We start from the raw sequence: 13,770 nt of genomic DNA, 5'->3' as shown, positions 1-13,770 counted from the left end.
GAATAATTATATTAAGAGTGAAACCTGATAAACGATAAAAGTAATTAAGAACGCTAAAAACAACGGGATAAACGTTGCTAACATTGTCCATTTTACGTTTCTCGTTTCTTTCCAAATTGTTACTATCGTAGTCGAACACGGATTATGAAGAAGAGAAAACAACATCAGGTTCACGCCTGTTATCAGGGTCCAGCCATGGTCAACTACCAATAATTCTCTTAGCTGGTCAAGGGTAGCCAGCTCAAGCATTGCCGACTCGTTCATATACGCCATAATCATAGTCGGTATGACGATCTCGTTTGCCGGAATTGCGATTATATATGTCAACATCACTACGCCATCGAGACCTATGATCCTGCCTAACGGATCAAGAAAGCCTGCAGTAATTGAAGTCAGGGATTCGCCGTTTAAGTCAATATTTCCCAGCAACCATATTACAGCGCCTGCAGGCGCAGCCCAAATGACCGCCCTATAAAGTACGAAAATCGTTCTGTCTATGAATGATGTATAAAGTACCTGCAATATTTTCGGCCTGCGGTAAGGAGGCAATTCAAGAGCGAATGTTGACGCTTCGCCTTTCAAAACCGTCTTGGACAAGAAAAATGAAACAGCGAGAGTAACTATAACTCCGATCACCACGACAGCGGTAACTGTCGCCGAAGCAATCAGCGCAGTGTATTCAGGAGGGAATGCGGCAGCAACAAAGATTATGGAAATCATTATAAGAGTTGGGAATCTTCCGTTACACGGCACGAAATTATTTGTAATTATAGCAATTAGTCGCTCTCTCGGCGAATCAATTATCCTCGTTGAAACAATACCCGCGGCGTTACAACCGAATCCCATACTCATAGTCAATGCCTGTTTTCCATGCGCTCCTACCTTTCTGAATAGCGGATCAAGATTGAACGCCACCCTTGGAAGATAGCCGAAATCCTCCAAAAGCGTGAAAATTGGAAAAAATATCATCATAGGAGGCAGCATCACGGCTATTACCCACGCAAGCCCTCGATAAACACCATGCCAGATAAATCCTGTCAACCACCATGGCGCACCCATTGAGTCAAAGAATTGAGCGGCAATAGCTTCAAACCAAAACAATGCTTTTGCTATCATCTGTGAGGGGACATTCGCTCCCCAGATAGTGATATAGAATATCGTAGCTAACCCTATCATCATAATAGGAATGCCCGTAATGGGAGAGGTTACTATATTGTCAATTGTCTCGCTCCAATCACGAGACTTTTTCCCGCCGAAAACGACAGCTTCACTCGCTATCTTTTCGGCTTCCTCATATATTGATTCGATAATCTCGTCGGAAAAATTGAAATCAGATTCAGCGCGTATCTTTTCAGCATCGTCTAAAAGTTTTACGGTTTTTGCCGTCATGCGGTAGCGGTTTCCCTCGTCCCCTGCTCTATCTGCATTTGCTCCGCAATATTAGTCCAGACGAGTTCCTGTGATAACCTCTCATTTCCTGATAAAAGTTCCATAGCGAGCCATCTTGGATTAGGGAAATCAGGATACGTCTCTTTGATTTTCGGAAGCAGAGAAGCAACCGCTTTTTTCAAATTCCCGTTTAATCTGAACCGTTTTGGCGAAGGTTGAATTTCGCCTGTAGATACCATAAGAACTATCTGCATCAATTTATCTATTCCTTCGCCACTTCGCGCAACGATAGGAACAGCAGGTACACCTAATTTACGCTCTAATACTTTCGATTTAATGCTGATGCCCTTTTTTTCCGCTTCGTCCATCAGATTGATAGCAACAACAACTCTGTCACTAAGCTCGATTACCTGTAAAATCAGGTTAAGATTTCGCTCCAAATTCGTCGCGTCAGCAACTACAATCGTGCAATCAGGCTCTCCGAAGAGTAAAAAATCTCTCGCCACTTCCTCTTCAGGGGAAGTAGAACGGAGCGAATACGCGCCGGGCAGGTCTATCAGTTTTAGCAGATTATCGCCTGCAACGAAACTTCCCTCAGCCCTGGTAACAGTTTTTCCGGCCCAATTGCCGACGTGCTGCTTAAGACCTGTAAGCGCATTAAACAGAGTACTTTTCCCTGTATTGGGATTTCCCGCCAACGCAATTAAATAGTCGTAACCGTCTCCATTTATACCCATTTTTTTACGCTTGTGCGTTGGTGTGCAGCCGCTGGGACCGCATGAATGACATACACTACTCATATATCCTCCGTACAATTATTTTGCCAGCTTCTTCATTTCTCAGAGCGATCATAGTTCCCCGTATCAAATAACTTTTGGGGTCGCCAAACGCGCCTCTACGAAGAAACTTTACATTTACCCCGGTTGTCAATCCCATTTCCATCAATCGCTGTCTCAATAAGCCTTTTGTATTAATCTGTACTACCTCCCCGTTCTCCCCCTTCAATAATTCTGTCATAGGAACCAATTCCGCATTATGAATTTCTTGCTTTATGTCAGCTGTCGTACTCAACTCATCGGCGAGACATAAACTATGCGGGATACTTCATGCCCGATAATCTGTGAATCTCCGTTAACGTCCAATGTTAATGGTCCCTCGAAAGGCTGCACTTCCTTAACTTTAATTACAGTCTTCGGGAAAATTCCTCTGTCGGCTAAGTAGCGCAGTTTTTCCGGGTCGCTGTCTTCTACCAACCGCACCAATAACTTCTCACCTTCATGCGCTTCCGACAGCGGAGATAATTTTTCGTCTTCAACTTTACCCTCTTTAGTGGGAATCGGCGCGCCGTGCGGATCGTGTGTTGGATTTCCGAGCATCTCAACTATCCTGTCCTCAAGGTCTTCCGACAGTATATGTTCCCACTTATCAGCCTCGTCGTGAACCTTATCCCAGCTGACACCCATCGCTTCCTGCAAATAAAGCTCCACAAGTCGGTGATGACGTATCACTTCTAATGCGATTCGCTCACCCGACTTTGTCAATTTTACTATTTTATACGGCTCGTGGATTATGAGTGAAGCCTTCGCCATTTTCTTGAACATATCTGTGACCGATGCCTTCGACACATCCATTTGTTCGGCGATTAGCGTGGTAGTGGGCTGCTCTCCCTCGGAAAGTAGCTTATATATTATCGCTAAATAATCTTCTACCGCATTCGTTACCACTTGTAGCGCCCCTTAACATATTTGTTAGACATACCTAACATAATAGTTAGGTACGCACTTGTCAAGCTTTATATGGTAGTGGGTCAATTTGAATATACTTAATTCTTAAACGTATTATGTACTATAATAAATTGTAGGAACAATACTATATAATAATAGTATAATTAAATGTTGACAATTACATTATAAGTTATTATTCTGTGCTAAGGAAATTATCACTAATTTGGAGGGAACGCATGCAAACTATAGCTGACATAGAAGAGAAAAACTCCGCTCCTCTCAACATATTTATTACAACCTCTTTGAAAGAGAGGCTTGAGCAGGCGACAAGATATCAAAATAAATCGCTGGCGCAATTTACTCGAGAAGCAATTTCAGAGAGATTAAGAGTAGTAGAAAGAGAACAACTAATACTAAGAATGAGAGCAGCTTACAAGGCTAATCGTCATATTTTAGAAGAAGAGGGGAAGGCGTGGGATACTGCCAGTGTTGAGAACATACCTTGAGTGTAGAATCGGGGAGTGTCGAAGAGGGCTCACTTCAAGAACCTTTGTTTGAACGGGGGGAAGTAGTTTGGGTAGATTTAGCAAATTTGCCAATAGCTAAAAGCGAGATGGGCAAGTTTAGACCTGCGGTAAATGTTCAGTGGGAAGTAGCAAACGAAGAAGATAATCCTAACGTAACAATAGTCCCCTTTACAACCAAAGATGGCTTAGAGGGTTCAGACACTCATATCAAAATAGGTAGAGGAGAGGGCGGGATTACGGAGGAGTGTTATGCACTTTGTGACAATATTACAACAGTATCAAAAACCAGAGTAAAGCATAGAATTGGGCATCTCTCGACAGAGAAGATGAATATTATCTATGAGGCAATAAGTATTCACTTAGACATATTGTAGAGCAGAACTAAAACCACTTAATTAATTTTGAGATTATTATGACATTTGCAACTGCAAAAGAAGGTGAATCACTTTACGTTTGCACAAGTATTGGAAACAAGACATATTATTTTAAATGCAGAGTGATTGAAAAAGATGATGATGGATTTATCCTACGTGAAGTTGAAAATATGACGACGAAATTCAAATAATCAATGCACTTATGCTCATTATGCGCGATAATTTTAAAACCAAGATTACCTCACATAAGCGCTTAGATATATCATAATTTTAAGCTCCACGCTCACACAAATAATTTTAGTGAGCGTTTTAAAAAGCCAACTCACGCTGTAATAAATCCTCTATATTCCACAATCAATTAGTTATGCCAGCTGCCATAGCGGGAGTGCATTTTAAGGTCTGATGTATCCTACAGAAGTGGTAGTTAGCAAAATGTAAGGCACACGCAGCTTTCAGATTTATTAGTTTGATGCTGAAAGCGTTTGTCAGCCTTGTAAATCTTCGCATCTGCATACGCATTGTAAGGTTCTGTCTCTCTACATAAGACACTACTCCCAGCCGCCATTTCTTGACTTTGCGGTGTCTAATGCGAATATTACTATCCGCTTATTATGGATAAAAAATCAGACCACAGATTAGGGCATCGGCAGCGGCTTAAAGAGCGTTATCTGAAATCGGGATTGAACGGGCTCAGCGAGTACGAAATAATCGAGCTACTCCTTACTCTCGGAACACCGCGGAAAGATGTAAAAGAACCTGCCAAAAACCTCTTAAAGAAATTTAAGACTCTGCGGGGAGTCTTAGACGCCGATGAGACGGAAATGAAATCTATTAAAGGCGTTGGTCCCAACAATCTTTTCGGACTGAAATTCATTCACGATGTGGCTTCCGAATACCTGAAGCAGAAATCAGCCGAACGGCCTGTCACAAGTTCACCGGAAGCGCTTTATGACTATTTGAAGCATTCGATGTCAGGACTTGACAAGGAAGTGTTCAAGGCTGTGTACCTTGACGCGAAAAACAAAATCATTGAAGTTGTGGATCTTTTCGAGGGAACGGTTGATACAAGTGTTGTTTATCTGCGGGAAACCATCAAAAACGCGCTGAATCATAACGCAGTCTCAATCATATTCGCCCATAACCATCTTTCCGGCGACACAAAACCGAGCCAGGACGACAAGAAAATCACTCAGGAGCTATTGAACGCCTGCGAGCTAATGGAACTGAGGGTTCTCGACCATATTATCATCAGCGACGGCTCTTACTATTCGTTTGCCAATCACGGGCTTATCGAAACCTATCGGTCAAAGTACGAAAAATTCATAAAATCGATTTGAAACCTGATAAATAACATATATTTCGAAAATGGATGTTTCGGTAACATTTAAGTTTAATAAATAATATATTTAGGTATGAAGAATCAATTTCCGATACTCTCTGTTTTTCTGCTCGCTGCTTTCACAATTCTCCTTTCGGGCTGTCAGAAAAAACAGGAGAGAGGAAACGGTCTCCCATTTACGATAGAGGTTTTCGCAGTTGACCCGGCTCCGTTGAACAAAGCGTTTAAAATTGTTACTCCTAAACCGGAAGAAGTTGTTGAAGATGATGTCGAAGTTTATTTTTCAGCGGCTGGGTTTGATATTTCAGAAGACAGGTTTCATCTTCATTTTATACTTGATGACGGAGAAGTGATTGAGCATACCGATTCAAACTCACCCGTGAAATTAGAAAATCTTTCAAACGGGCCGCATATTATTCGAGCATTTGCTGTTGACGAAAATCATCTGAGCATTAAATCTTCCCGAACTTTTGATATGGTCCAATTTTATGTCAAAGAAGCCGTCGGAAATATGCATATTGATAATTCTGCTCCTATGCTTCTTCTGAATGTTCCTTCCGGGACATATGATTTAGGCGAATCGGAAAGCGTGAAACTTGATTTTTGGCTCTCCAACGCCCAACTCGGTATCTTCGATTATAAGGTAAAATATTCTCTTGACGGTCATGAAGGCGAGTTTGAGCTTTGGAAATCTTTTGAGATTAAAAATCTTTCAAAGGGAAAACACAAATTGATACTTGATCTGATAGACCCTAACGGCAAGCCGGTATTAGGAAATTTCAACCATACAATCAGAACTTTCGTAGTAAAATAAATCAGCTGCCGCTCATTTCACACTATATTATACCGAAGGAGATTTGACACTTTGACAAAACTCATTTTCTCACTGATATTTCTTTTATTGCCGGTCTCTCACGCCATCGGACAGTATAATCCTTATCCTGATAAATCGCTGTTCGCTGAAAAAAGGGAAATTTATATGGATAAGATCGGCGATGATGCTGTGGCCATAATTGCTTCTCACGGAGTTTATGTCCGGAATGACGATCAGGATCACGACTATCGTCAGGATTCCAAATTATTTTATCTTACAGGATTTGAAGAGCCTCGGTCGATCGCCGTGCTTCGTCCGGGAGCAGAAAAGCATAAGTTCATTCTATTCGTCCGAAAGCGCGATAAGCTGAAAGAAACATGGAATGGAAAAAGATACGGCGTAAAAGGAGCTATGGAAGTTTTCAATGCAGACACCGCTTATGCCATAGATGATTTTGAGGCTATGCTTCCCTCTCTGCTTAAAGGACATAAAACCGTTTACCATAATTACGGAGCGGACGAAGAATTTTCGGAGATGGTTGCAGACCAATTCACAGCGCTCGCAAGACGCACGGATGCTGTTATGAAAGACGCTGAATATATATTGGGCGAGATGCGCAAAGTAAAATCCAAACGGGAAATTGAATTGCTGCAAAAGGCTGTTGATATTACCGTCGAAGCGCACAGGGAGGCAATGATGTCAACGCAGCCGGGAATGAGCGAATATGAAATTGAAGCTGTAATCGAATACGTTTTCCGTAAAAATGGTTCCCAGAGAGTATCTTATAATTCTATAGTAGGCTCCGGAGCAAATGCAACTATTCTTCATTATAACACTAACGAGATGAAAATGAATAAAGGTGATTTGCTCTTGTTGGACGCAGCTGCCGAGTGGGGATATTATTCGGCTGACGTTACCCGAACATATCCCGTGAGCGGTAAATTTTCCAAAGAGCAGGCAGCTATCTATAAAATTGTTTACGATGCTCAGCAAGCAGGAATGAAAATGAGTAAACCGGGCAACACCCGACAGGATATTTCAGACGCAGTCGAAAACAGCGTAATAGACGGACTTATCAATGTGGGATTACTTACCGGCAGTCGAGAAAAGATAAGAGAAGACAAATCTCACAAGAAATTTTACTTACATGGATTCGGACATTGGATAGGATTAGACGTTCACGATGCGGGCGCCTATACCGTTGACGGAGAATCGGTTGTTATGGAACAGGGAATGGTTTTTACAATTGAGCCCGGTGTTTACATAAATGAAGATGAATCTGTTGACCCTAAATGGTGGAACATCGGCGTTCGTATCGAAGATTGCATACTCATCACGAAAAAAGGGAATATTAATATGAGCAGAGGTGTGCCCCGTAAGATAAAGGATATAGAAAAACTTATGAAGAAAAAGGGTCTCGCCCAGAAAGATTAGTCCTCTTCTTCCGTCACCTCAATCATAAAAAATGATTCGTAAATCGCTTTTTGCAGCTCGGTCGGCTCTTCTATGGGGAAGAGAAAGTATTCTTCTTCAGATGATTCAGCCACTACAACATCTATATCTCTTAACCAATCGTTTCTGACAAGGGTAAATTTCAATTTCTCTCCGGCGTCAAATCTATTCAGCGTTTTAGCGAAATCTGATTTGCTGACACGAAGGTCGTTTATGGCTATAATTTCATCATTAACATTCAGACCGTAATTCCACGCAGGCGAATCGCGCACAACCCGTGTGATTGTTAGTTTTCCCCCTGTTCCGCTTGTAGCAACCCCAAGAAGATCTGTAGCCTTCGAGACTGTCGAAATTTTATCTAACTCAAGTCCGGCATATAACAAATATTTATCGTAATCAATTTCCTTTGTACCGTTTACATAATCTCTGAAAAAGTTATCCAATTTTTTCCCTGCCGCTCTTTGCACTTCTTTTTTGAATTCCTCTTTGGAGAAACCTCTTTTTTTCTTTTTATAGTATTCCGAATAAAGCCGCCTCATAACGTCAGCAAGCGATCTTTCATTTTTAGAAGAGTATCGGATTTCGAGGTCCAATAGCATCCCCAGTAAGTTCCCTTTGTCGTAATAGCTGACCTCACTATTGCGAGAATTTTCATTCGGCTGATAATAGCGTATCCACGCATCAAATGATGCAGCAGATACTGATTGATACTTATCTCCTTTCCGCGTGGAAACTTTTTTAATTAGGGAAGCCATTTTTTCGCGATATTCATCACTTGTTAATAATCCCGCATCCAGTAGTATCCGTGAGCCAAAATAACTGGTGAATCCCTCCATAACCCAGAGAAGTGACGTATAATTTTCCGCTGTGTAGTCAAAGGGTCCCAGCGCCCGTGCCCTGATTCTCTTGACATTATAGGTATGAAACATTTCGTGCGCTACCACACTTCTCCACGCTTTTCTCTTTTTTTCGGGTTGAAAATTCCATCTTCCGTAAATATAAACTGCCGAGTTTAGATGTTCGATAGCGCCTCTGTTGGATTTTGCAAGATGTACTATGAACACATAACGTTTATAAGGTATTTCTCCGAAGATCTTTATCGTACTTTCTGTGATCATTTTTATTTCTGCTACCATAACAGAATCATAATTCCCTTCGCCGTATATGGCAATCTCATGTGGTACACCGTCCACATCAAATAGAAACAATTTCTGATTGCCTATCTCTATAGGGGAATCTATAAGAATATCATAATTAGGAATTTCGAAAGTATATTTATCTTCCGGGCTTGCCTCGAGACCTGTTGAGATGGTAGAAAAATCATCATACGGATCAATCACGAGTTTTGCCCGCTTACCTCTAAGATTATCAACATACATAAATAAACCCGGAGGTGAAGCAAAACCGTGGGAATCATCTAAAAACGACTCTCTTACGCTTTTTTCGAAAGCATAGACCCTATAGCTGATAGTTACTTGTTTTGCCTTTTCGCTGAACACACGCCACGTATTCTTATCTAACTTCTCCCATTTCAGATTTTCAGATTTATCACTGTGAGCAGTGAATCCCTCGACGTTTTTGGGATAATCCCTTACCTTGTAAGAACCCGGAATCCAGACAGGCATCACAAAGTCAATGCTCCTTTTTCGCTCGCCTTTAATAGTCTGAGTCACATGGAAATAGTGCGTCCACGGCTCGGGCATCGACAGGGTGTAAGTTATTGATTGCGAAAATAGAATAACCGGAAGCAGTAAATTAATAGCGAAGGAGGATAATATTTTCTTCATATGTTTATCTCTCTTTTATGGACTTTGAACTGTGGCATTAAGCTCAATGATTTGGGCTCCCCGTTTAACTGATAATGCCACTTCTTCGCCCGGCTCAAGCTGCTGCAAAATACTCATATAATCTTCAATATTAGAAACATCTTTATCACTCATATGAACTATTATATCGCCGTCTTTCATCCCCGCTTTCGAAGCAGCGCCGTCTTCTTTGACACTGCTGATTTTTAACCCATCACCTGAATAACCATAGTCGGGTAAGATTCCAAGGATGACCCTAAAGGACATCTGATTCGGCTGAATATAAGGACTCTCGTCCATAATCTGTTCGGATGTCTCTTCAAATTCATCGAGCTCATCAAGACCCCAAACCAGGTTTCTTACCAGATTAATAATGCGTACTTCACCTTTTAAGTTTATTTTCTCCCAGTCATCTGAGGGTCGATGATAGTCGCTATGCGTTCCGGTGAAAAAAAATGTACTGGGAACACCCTTATTTCTAAACGAGAAGTGGTCCGATCTTCCTCCTGAAAGTTTGGTTCGATCGATCTTTAAGCCCACGCTCAAATTCGCCTTCTCCAAAATCGCTTCCCAGAATGGAAAAGCTGATATCCCGTTGATTACGACTGATGTATCTGTATCCCTGCCTATCATATCCAAATTCAACATTGCGATTGCATTTTCAAGAGGCATTAACGGATTATTAACATAATGATTTGAACCAAGTAATCCCGATTCTTCTGCGCCGTATGCCTGGAATAAAATTGAATGGCGGAGTTTTTTTCTGTTCGCCGAAAAATACTCTGCCAATTCCAACATCCCGGCTGTCCCTGAAGCGTTGTCATCCGCGCCGTTGTGCACCGTTCCATATTCATCCGGCGCAAGAGAACCCTGACCGCCGATACCGAGATGATCATAATGAGCGCCTATAATAATGTAGTCATCTTTTAATTCAGGGTCACTTCCCTCTAAAAAAGCCATAACGTTGAAGCTGTTTTTTGGAATAGGCACAATGTCCGATTCTATGGTGACAGTTACTCCGGGAATGTTTTGCGACATCGGCACGCCTGATTCGTCCAATTCATTCCCTAATTCAGTGATGGTCTTATTGAGAGGCGCAATGAGTCTGTTAACCGCCGTTCTCTTCATGGTTATTACCTTAAATCCAATATCAGAATATCTTAAATAATTGAATTTTATTAATTCATCTATTTCATTCTCTTTCAAGGGAGTAATCAAGATTATGCCGGCAGCTCCATGCTTACGAGCATTTTTCATTTTATATGACAGACTTACATAACCTTTGTATTTTGAGGCTATGTCTCCAAAGTCGTGGGAATATCTAAGAACTATGACAATTTTGTCGGTTGCGTCAATACCCGCATAATCATCATAACTTGAATCTTTAAGCGAAATTCCGTAACCGGCGAAAACCAGTTCCCCCTTTGTTTCATCGTTTGATGAAAGAGGTAATGGTCTGAAATCATCCTCATGTTTGAACTCTATCTGTTTTCCGTCTATGATCGCCGAAAACGAGTTATTTTTCCCCTGTTTAGCTTCAGCGGAAAAAACAAATGGTTGTAAGTAGTCACTGTTTTTATCGATTGGAGTAAGCCCGATCCTTCTGAATTCTGAGGCTACATATTCCGCTGCTTTAACGCCGTTTGGAGTTCCTGAACGCCTGCCTCCCAACTCATCCGATGCGAGATATTTTATTTGCCTTAAAACGTCTTCTTCCGTTATTTCCGGGGACGTATTGATTATCGGGTAATTACTGCCCTCCTTCGCAGATTCAATAGCGCCCTTACACGTTATGAGCGCAAGACCCGATAAAAGAATTAGAAATTTCTTCAGAATTTTTCTCAAACCTTAAAAGTTGATTGCCAGTGAGTGGCGCTCTTCAGTACAGGAATCCTTTGGCGAAGAGAAGTTAATATTTCCATATCAAGTTCTGCGTAGATTATCGTTTCATCTAAATCATCTGCTATTGCCATCTCCATCCCCCATGGATCGACGATGACAGTTTTCCCGTGACTTACCTCTCCTTGAGATTTTTCTCCAATTTGTGCCGGCGCAACTATATAAGTTTGATTTTCAATTGCGCGCGCTTTTATTAGAGGCAACCAGTGATCTTTCCCTGTATAATGAGTAAAATTTGATGGTAAAAATATTGCATCCACGCCTTCGAAAGCAAGAGTTCTGAACAGCTCCGGGAAACGTAAATCAAAACAGATAGCAAGCCCGATTTTACCGAAAGGAATATCGGTAGTTACTGCCATATCGCCGGCTTTCACCCGTTTCGATTCGAGCCGCTTATGATCTACATCGGGCAGGTCTGCATCAAACAGATGAATCTTTCTGTAACGCACTAATTCACTTCCGTCAGGAGAAAAAAGCAAACTTGTGTTGTAATGCCTTTCATCGTCTTCTATCCGCTCGGGAATTGAACCGGCAAGTAGATACAGATTATGAGTCTTGGCGGCGTTGCCCAGCGCTGTTATCTCCTCTCCATCGGCCTCAAAATCGAAGAATTTATCGGATCCGATATAAAGCATATTTTCAGGAAACGCTACAAACTCAGCGCTATTTTGCGCAGCTTCGGCTGTGAGTGAAAGCGCACTTTGGAGGTTTGCCGAAACATCATCCTTGGAGTTCATTTGAATAGCGGCGACTTTCATCCTCTTTCCCTATCTTCTCATTTACCGATTAAATGTGAAAGTAAATAAAGTTTTCGGTAAAAGATAATTCGCAATTTTCAAGCTTCAGGAGAATCCGTCCTGCTGCCCAATTTGCTGTCTAACATAAGCAGAGGAGTAGTTTCATCACCTATCATCTTCAATTGATTGACTATCTCGAGAACCGATTTTTCTTCTTCCACCTGCTCGTCAATGAACCACTGAAGAGCTGATTGCACCGCATAATTGTTCTCTTTTTGAGCAAGTGCATAAATTCCGTTAATCATTTTTGTGACATTCCGCTCATGTTCCAACGTTTGTTCAAACACGCTTATCACCGAATCAAATTCAGTGGGCGGGCCGTCAATTTTTTTCAATACTGCCCTACCCTCCATATCAATGATCATATCGAATATCTTCATAGCATGCATAATTTCTTCTTCATATTGCATTCTCATCCAGCTCGCCATACCGAGCATATTGATAGTTTCAAAATGTGAAGCCATTGATAGATAAAGAAAAGCTGAGTAATATTCTTTGTTTACCTGCTCATTCAGAGCATCTTCAAGCGTTTTACTTAACATTTTATCTGCGCTCCTTATATTTTAAATTCATCATATTTTTGGTAAATCGTTATACTAATTTATGAAACTTGATGTTAAATTACTATAGGCGACTTATTTGTCGGGTCCTTATTGAATATAAAAAATAATTGGTTAATAAGATGATTGAGTGTTCCGTTTACGGTGAAAAGGATAGCGTAAAGTGGGATAAGTTTGTCACTTCCGCAAACAACGGCACCATATTTCATCTACGCCGATTTTTGGGGTATCATCCAAAAAACAGGTTCGAGGACCATTCGCTGCTGTTTCATAAGAACGGTAAACTCGTAGCCGCCTTTCCCGCCTGTATTGTACGGAACGGTTCAAAAACAACTCTTCATTCTCATCGGGGAGCTTCATTCGGCGGATTCGTGTTAGAAGAATCTGCCGGATTGAAAGAGACTTTTGATCTCGTGGAAGCCCTAAAAAATTACTCTCAGGAAAATAATTTCAACGAAATAGTTCTAACTCTGCCGCCAATCATTTATCTGACCAGGCTATCAAACAACCTTGATTTCGCTCTGATTAAAAACGGTTTTTCACACTCCAAAAGAGAACTTTCCAGCGTCCTTTCTCTGAAGCCATCTTTTGCGGCAAACTTGAAAAATTTCAGAGCAGAGGCAAGAACAGCTTTCCGCCGTGCGCAAAAGCTCGGTGTGGAAATACAGGAATCGGACGATTATTCCACATTTTATAAGCTGCTCGAATCCAACCTTTCCATACGTCACGGCGTAACTCCAACTCATACGATAGACGAGTTAGTTAAATTAAAAAATCTTTTCCCGGATCGGATTGAACTGCTTGCGGCATTCGCCGAAGGGAAAATGATCGCCGGAGTGATACTGATTGAATGTAATCCGAAAGCAATTATCGCTTTTTATATTTGTCACGACGAAAAATATCAACAATTCAGAGCTGTAAACCTTCTCTTTCACGATATCATAAAGAGAGCCATCCAAAAGAAATTTAAATTTTTGGATTTCGGAACGTTCACGGTAGATATGGATCCTAATTGGGGACTTGGTCGGTTCAAGGAAAGTTTTGGAGCCAGCGGTCTTTTCCGTGACACATTCAAGATTGAATTATAAAT

13 protein-coding genes and 2 pseudogenes are annotated in these 13,770 nt (G+C 41.3%); 7 read left to right on the top strand and 8 right to left on the bottom strand.

Annotation, left to right across the window (positions count from 1 at the left end):
* Positions 1 to 6: 6 nt before the first annotated feature.
* From feoB to IIB39_01480, 3 genes and pseudogenes are all read right to left on the bottom strand, one after another.
* A pseudogene (gene feoB / locus IIB39_01490) lies at positions 7 to 2,126 on the bottom strand (ferrous iron transport protein B).
* Positions 2,127 to 2,181: 55 nt separating this feature from the next.
* Positions 2,182 to 2,460, bottom strand: a complete 279-nt coding sequence (locus tag IIB39_01485) for a ferrous iron transport protein A (GenBank protein ID MCH8927371.1) — start codon at positions 2,458 to 2,460, stop codon at positions 2,182 to 2,184.
* A complete protein-coding gene (locus tag IIB39_01480) occupies positions 2,457 to 3,113 on the bottom strand; it encodes a metal-dependent transcriptional regulator (GenBank protein MCH8927370.1) in 657 nt (218 codons plus the stop codon). The genes IIB39_01485 and IIB39_01480 overlap by 4 nt, the downstream gene beginning before the upstream one ends.
* A 236-nt stretch (positions 3,114 to 3,349) precedes the next feature.
* Here IIB39_01480 and IIB39_01475 point away from each other — a divergent pair, with 236 nt between their 5' ends.
* Genes IIB39_01475 through IIB39_01465 form a run of 3 tightly spaced genes read left to right on the top strand, consistent with a single transcriptional unit; the run spans position 3,350 to position 4,205 of the window.
* Positions 3,350 to 3,619: a hypothetical protein gene (locus IIB39_01475; GenBank protein MCH8927369.1), complete on the top strand. Its 270-nt coding sequence runs from the start codon at positions 3,350 to 3,352 to the stop codon at positions 3,617 to 3,619.
* Complete coding sequence (locus IIB39_01470) at positions 3,616 to 4,014, top strand: type II toxin-antitoxin system PemK/MazF family toxin (GenBank protein ID MCH8927368.1); 399 nt, start codon at positions 3,616 to 3,618, stop codon at positions 4,012 to 4,014. The genes IIB39_01475 and IIB39_01470 overlap by 4 nt, the downstream gene beginning before the upstream one ends.
* Before the next feature lie 38 nt (positions 4,015 to 4,052).
* Positions 4,053 to 4,205 carry a hypothetical protein gene (locus IIB39_01465; GenBank protein MCH8927367.1) on the top strand — a complete coding sequence of 51 codons (153 nt, stop codon included), beginning with the start codon at positions 4,053 to 4,055 and terminating at the stop codon, positions 4,203 to 4,205.
* A 166-nt stretch (positions 4,206 to 4,371) separates the two neighbouring features.
* On the opposite strand, the pseudogene IIB39_01460 reads toward IIB39_01465, so the two are convergent.
* Positions 4,372 to 4,560: pseudogene (locus IIB39_01460) on the bottom strand (IS1 family transposase).
* Between the two features lie 65 nt (positions 4,561 to 4,625).
* On the opposite strand from IIB39_01460, the gene radC reads away from it, so the two are divergent.
* From radC to IIB39_01445, 3 genes are all read left to right on the top strand, one after another.
* Positions 4,626 to 5,351, top strand: a complete 726-nt coding sequence (radC, locus tag IIB39_01455; protein ID MCH8927366.1) for a DNA repair protein RadC — start codon at positions 4,626 to 4,628, stop codon at positions 5,349 to 5,351.
* Positions 5,352 to 5,426: 75 nt separating this feature from the next.
* On the top strand, positions 5,427 to 6,167 hold the full coding sequence (locus tag IIB39_01450) for a hypothetical protein (GenBank protein MCH8927365.1): 741 nt from the start codon (positions 5,427 to 5,429) through the stop codon (positions 6,165 to 6,167).
* A 51-nt stretch (positions 6,168 to 6,218) separates the two neighbouring features.
* A complete protein-coding gene (locus IIB39_01445) occupies positions 6,219 to 7,601 on the top strand; it encodes an aminopeptidase P N-terminal domain-containing protein (GenBank protein MCH8927364.1) in 1,383 nt (460 codons plus the stop codon).
* Here IIB39_01445 and IIB39_01440 read toward each other — a convergent pair.
* The 4 genes from IIB39_01440 to IIB39_01425 all read right to left on the bottom strand — a co-directional run bounded on the left by IIB39_01440 (position 7,598) and on the right by IIB39_01425 (position 12,662).
* Positions 7,598 to 9,406: a M61 family metallopeptidase gene (locus tag IIB39_01440; protein ID MCH8927363.1), complete on the bottom strand. Its 1,809-nt coding sequence runs from the start codon at positions 9,404 to 9,406 to the stop codon at positions 7,598 to 7,600. The two genes, IIB39_01445 and IIB39_01440, sit on opposite strands and share 4 nt — an antisense overlap.
* Before the next feature lie 15 nt (positions 9,407 to 9,421).
* Positions 9,422 to 11,269 carry a M28 family peptidase gene (locus IIB39_01435; protein ID MCH8927362.1) on the bottom strand — a complete coding sequence of 616 codons (1,848 nt, stop codon included), beginning with the start codon at positions 11,267 to 11,269 and terminating at the stop codon, positions 9,422 to 9,424.
* Positions 11,266 to 12,081 carry a carbon-nitrogen hydrolase family protein gene (locus IIB39_01430; GenBank protein MCH8927361.1) on the bottom strand — a complete coding sequence of 272 codons (816 nt, stop codon included), beginning with the start codon at positions 12,079 to 12,081 and terminating at the stop codon, positions 11,266 to 11,268. The genes IIB39_01435 and IIB39_01430 overlap by 4 nt, the downstream gene beginning before the upstream one ends.
* Before the next feature lie 77 nt (positions 12,082 to 12,158).
* A complete protein-coding gene (locus IIB39_01425; protein MCH8927360.1) occupies positions 12,159 to 12,662 on the bottom strand; it encodes a ferritin in 504 nt (167 codons plus the stop codon).
* Between the two features lie 140 nt (positions 12,663 to 12,802).
* Here IIB39_01425 and IIB39_01420 point away from each other — a divergent pair, with 140 nt between their 5' ends.
* On the top strand, positions 12,803 to 13,768 hold the full coding sequence (locus tag IIB39_01420) for a GNAT family N-acetyltransferase (protein MCH8927359.1): 966 nt from the start codon (positions 12,803 to 12,805) through the stop codon (positions 13,766 to 13,768).
* The last annotated feature ends 2 nt before the right edge of the window (positions 13,769 to 13,770 follow it).

This window comes from Candidatus Neomarinimicrobiota bacterium, from assembly GCA_022573815.1.
Lineage (GTDB): Bacteria > Fidelibacterota > SORT01 > SORT01 > SORT01 > JACZTG01.
This window is presented reverse-complemented; position numbering and strand designations above follow the sequence as displayed.

Excerpts from the sequence above, each read along its gene's own strand:
- IIB39_01475 (MCH8927369.1), top strand. The coding sequence starts at position 3,350 with ATGCAAACTATAGCTGACATAGAAGAGAAAAACTCCGCTCCTCTCAAC.
- IIB39_01465 (MCH8927367.1), top strand. The coding sequence starts at position 4,053 with ATGACATTTGCAACTGCAAAAGAAGGTGAATCACTTTACGTTTGCACA.
- radC (MCH8927366.1), top strand. The coding sequence starts at position 4,626 with ATGGATAAAAAATCAGACCACAGATTAGGGCATCGGCAGCGGCTTAAA.
- IIB39_01450 (MCH8927365.1), top strand. The coding sequence starts at position 5,427 with ATGAAGAATCAATTTCCGATACTCTCTGTTTTTCTGCTCGCTGCTTTC.
- IIB39_01440 (MCH8927363.1), bottom strand. The coding sequence starts at position 9,406 with ATGAAGAAAATATTATCCTCCTTCGCTATTAATTTACTGCTTCCGGTT.
- IIB39_01430 (MCH8927361.1), bottom strand. The coding sequence starts at position 12,081 with ATGAAAGTCGCCGCTATTCAAATGAACTCCAAGGATGATGTTTCGGCA.
- IIB39_01425 (MCH8927360.1), bottom strand. The coding sequence starts at position 12,662 with ATGTTAAGTAAAACGCTTGAAGATGCTCTGAATGAGCAGGTAAACAAA.
- IIB39_01420 (MCH8927359.1), top strand. The coding sequence starts at position 12,803 with ATGATTGAGTGTTCCGTTTACGGTGAAAAGGATAGCGTAAAGTGGGAT.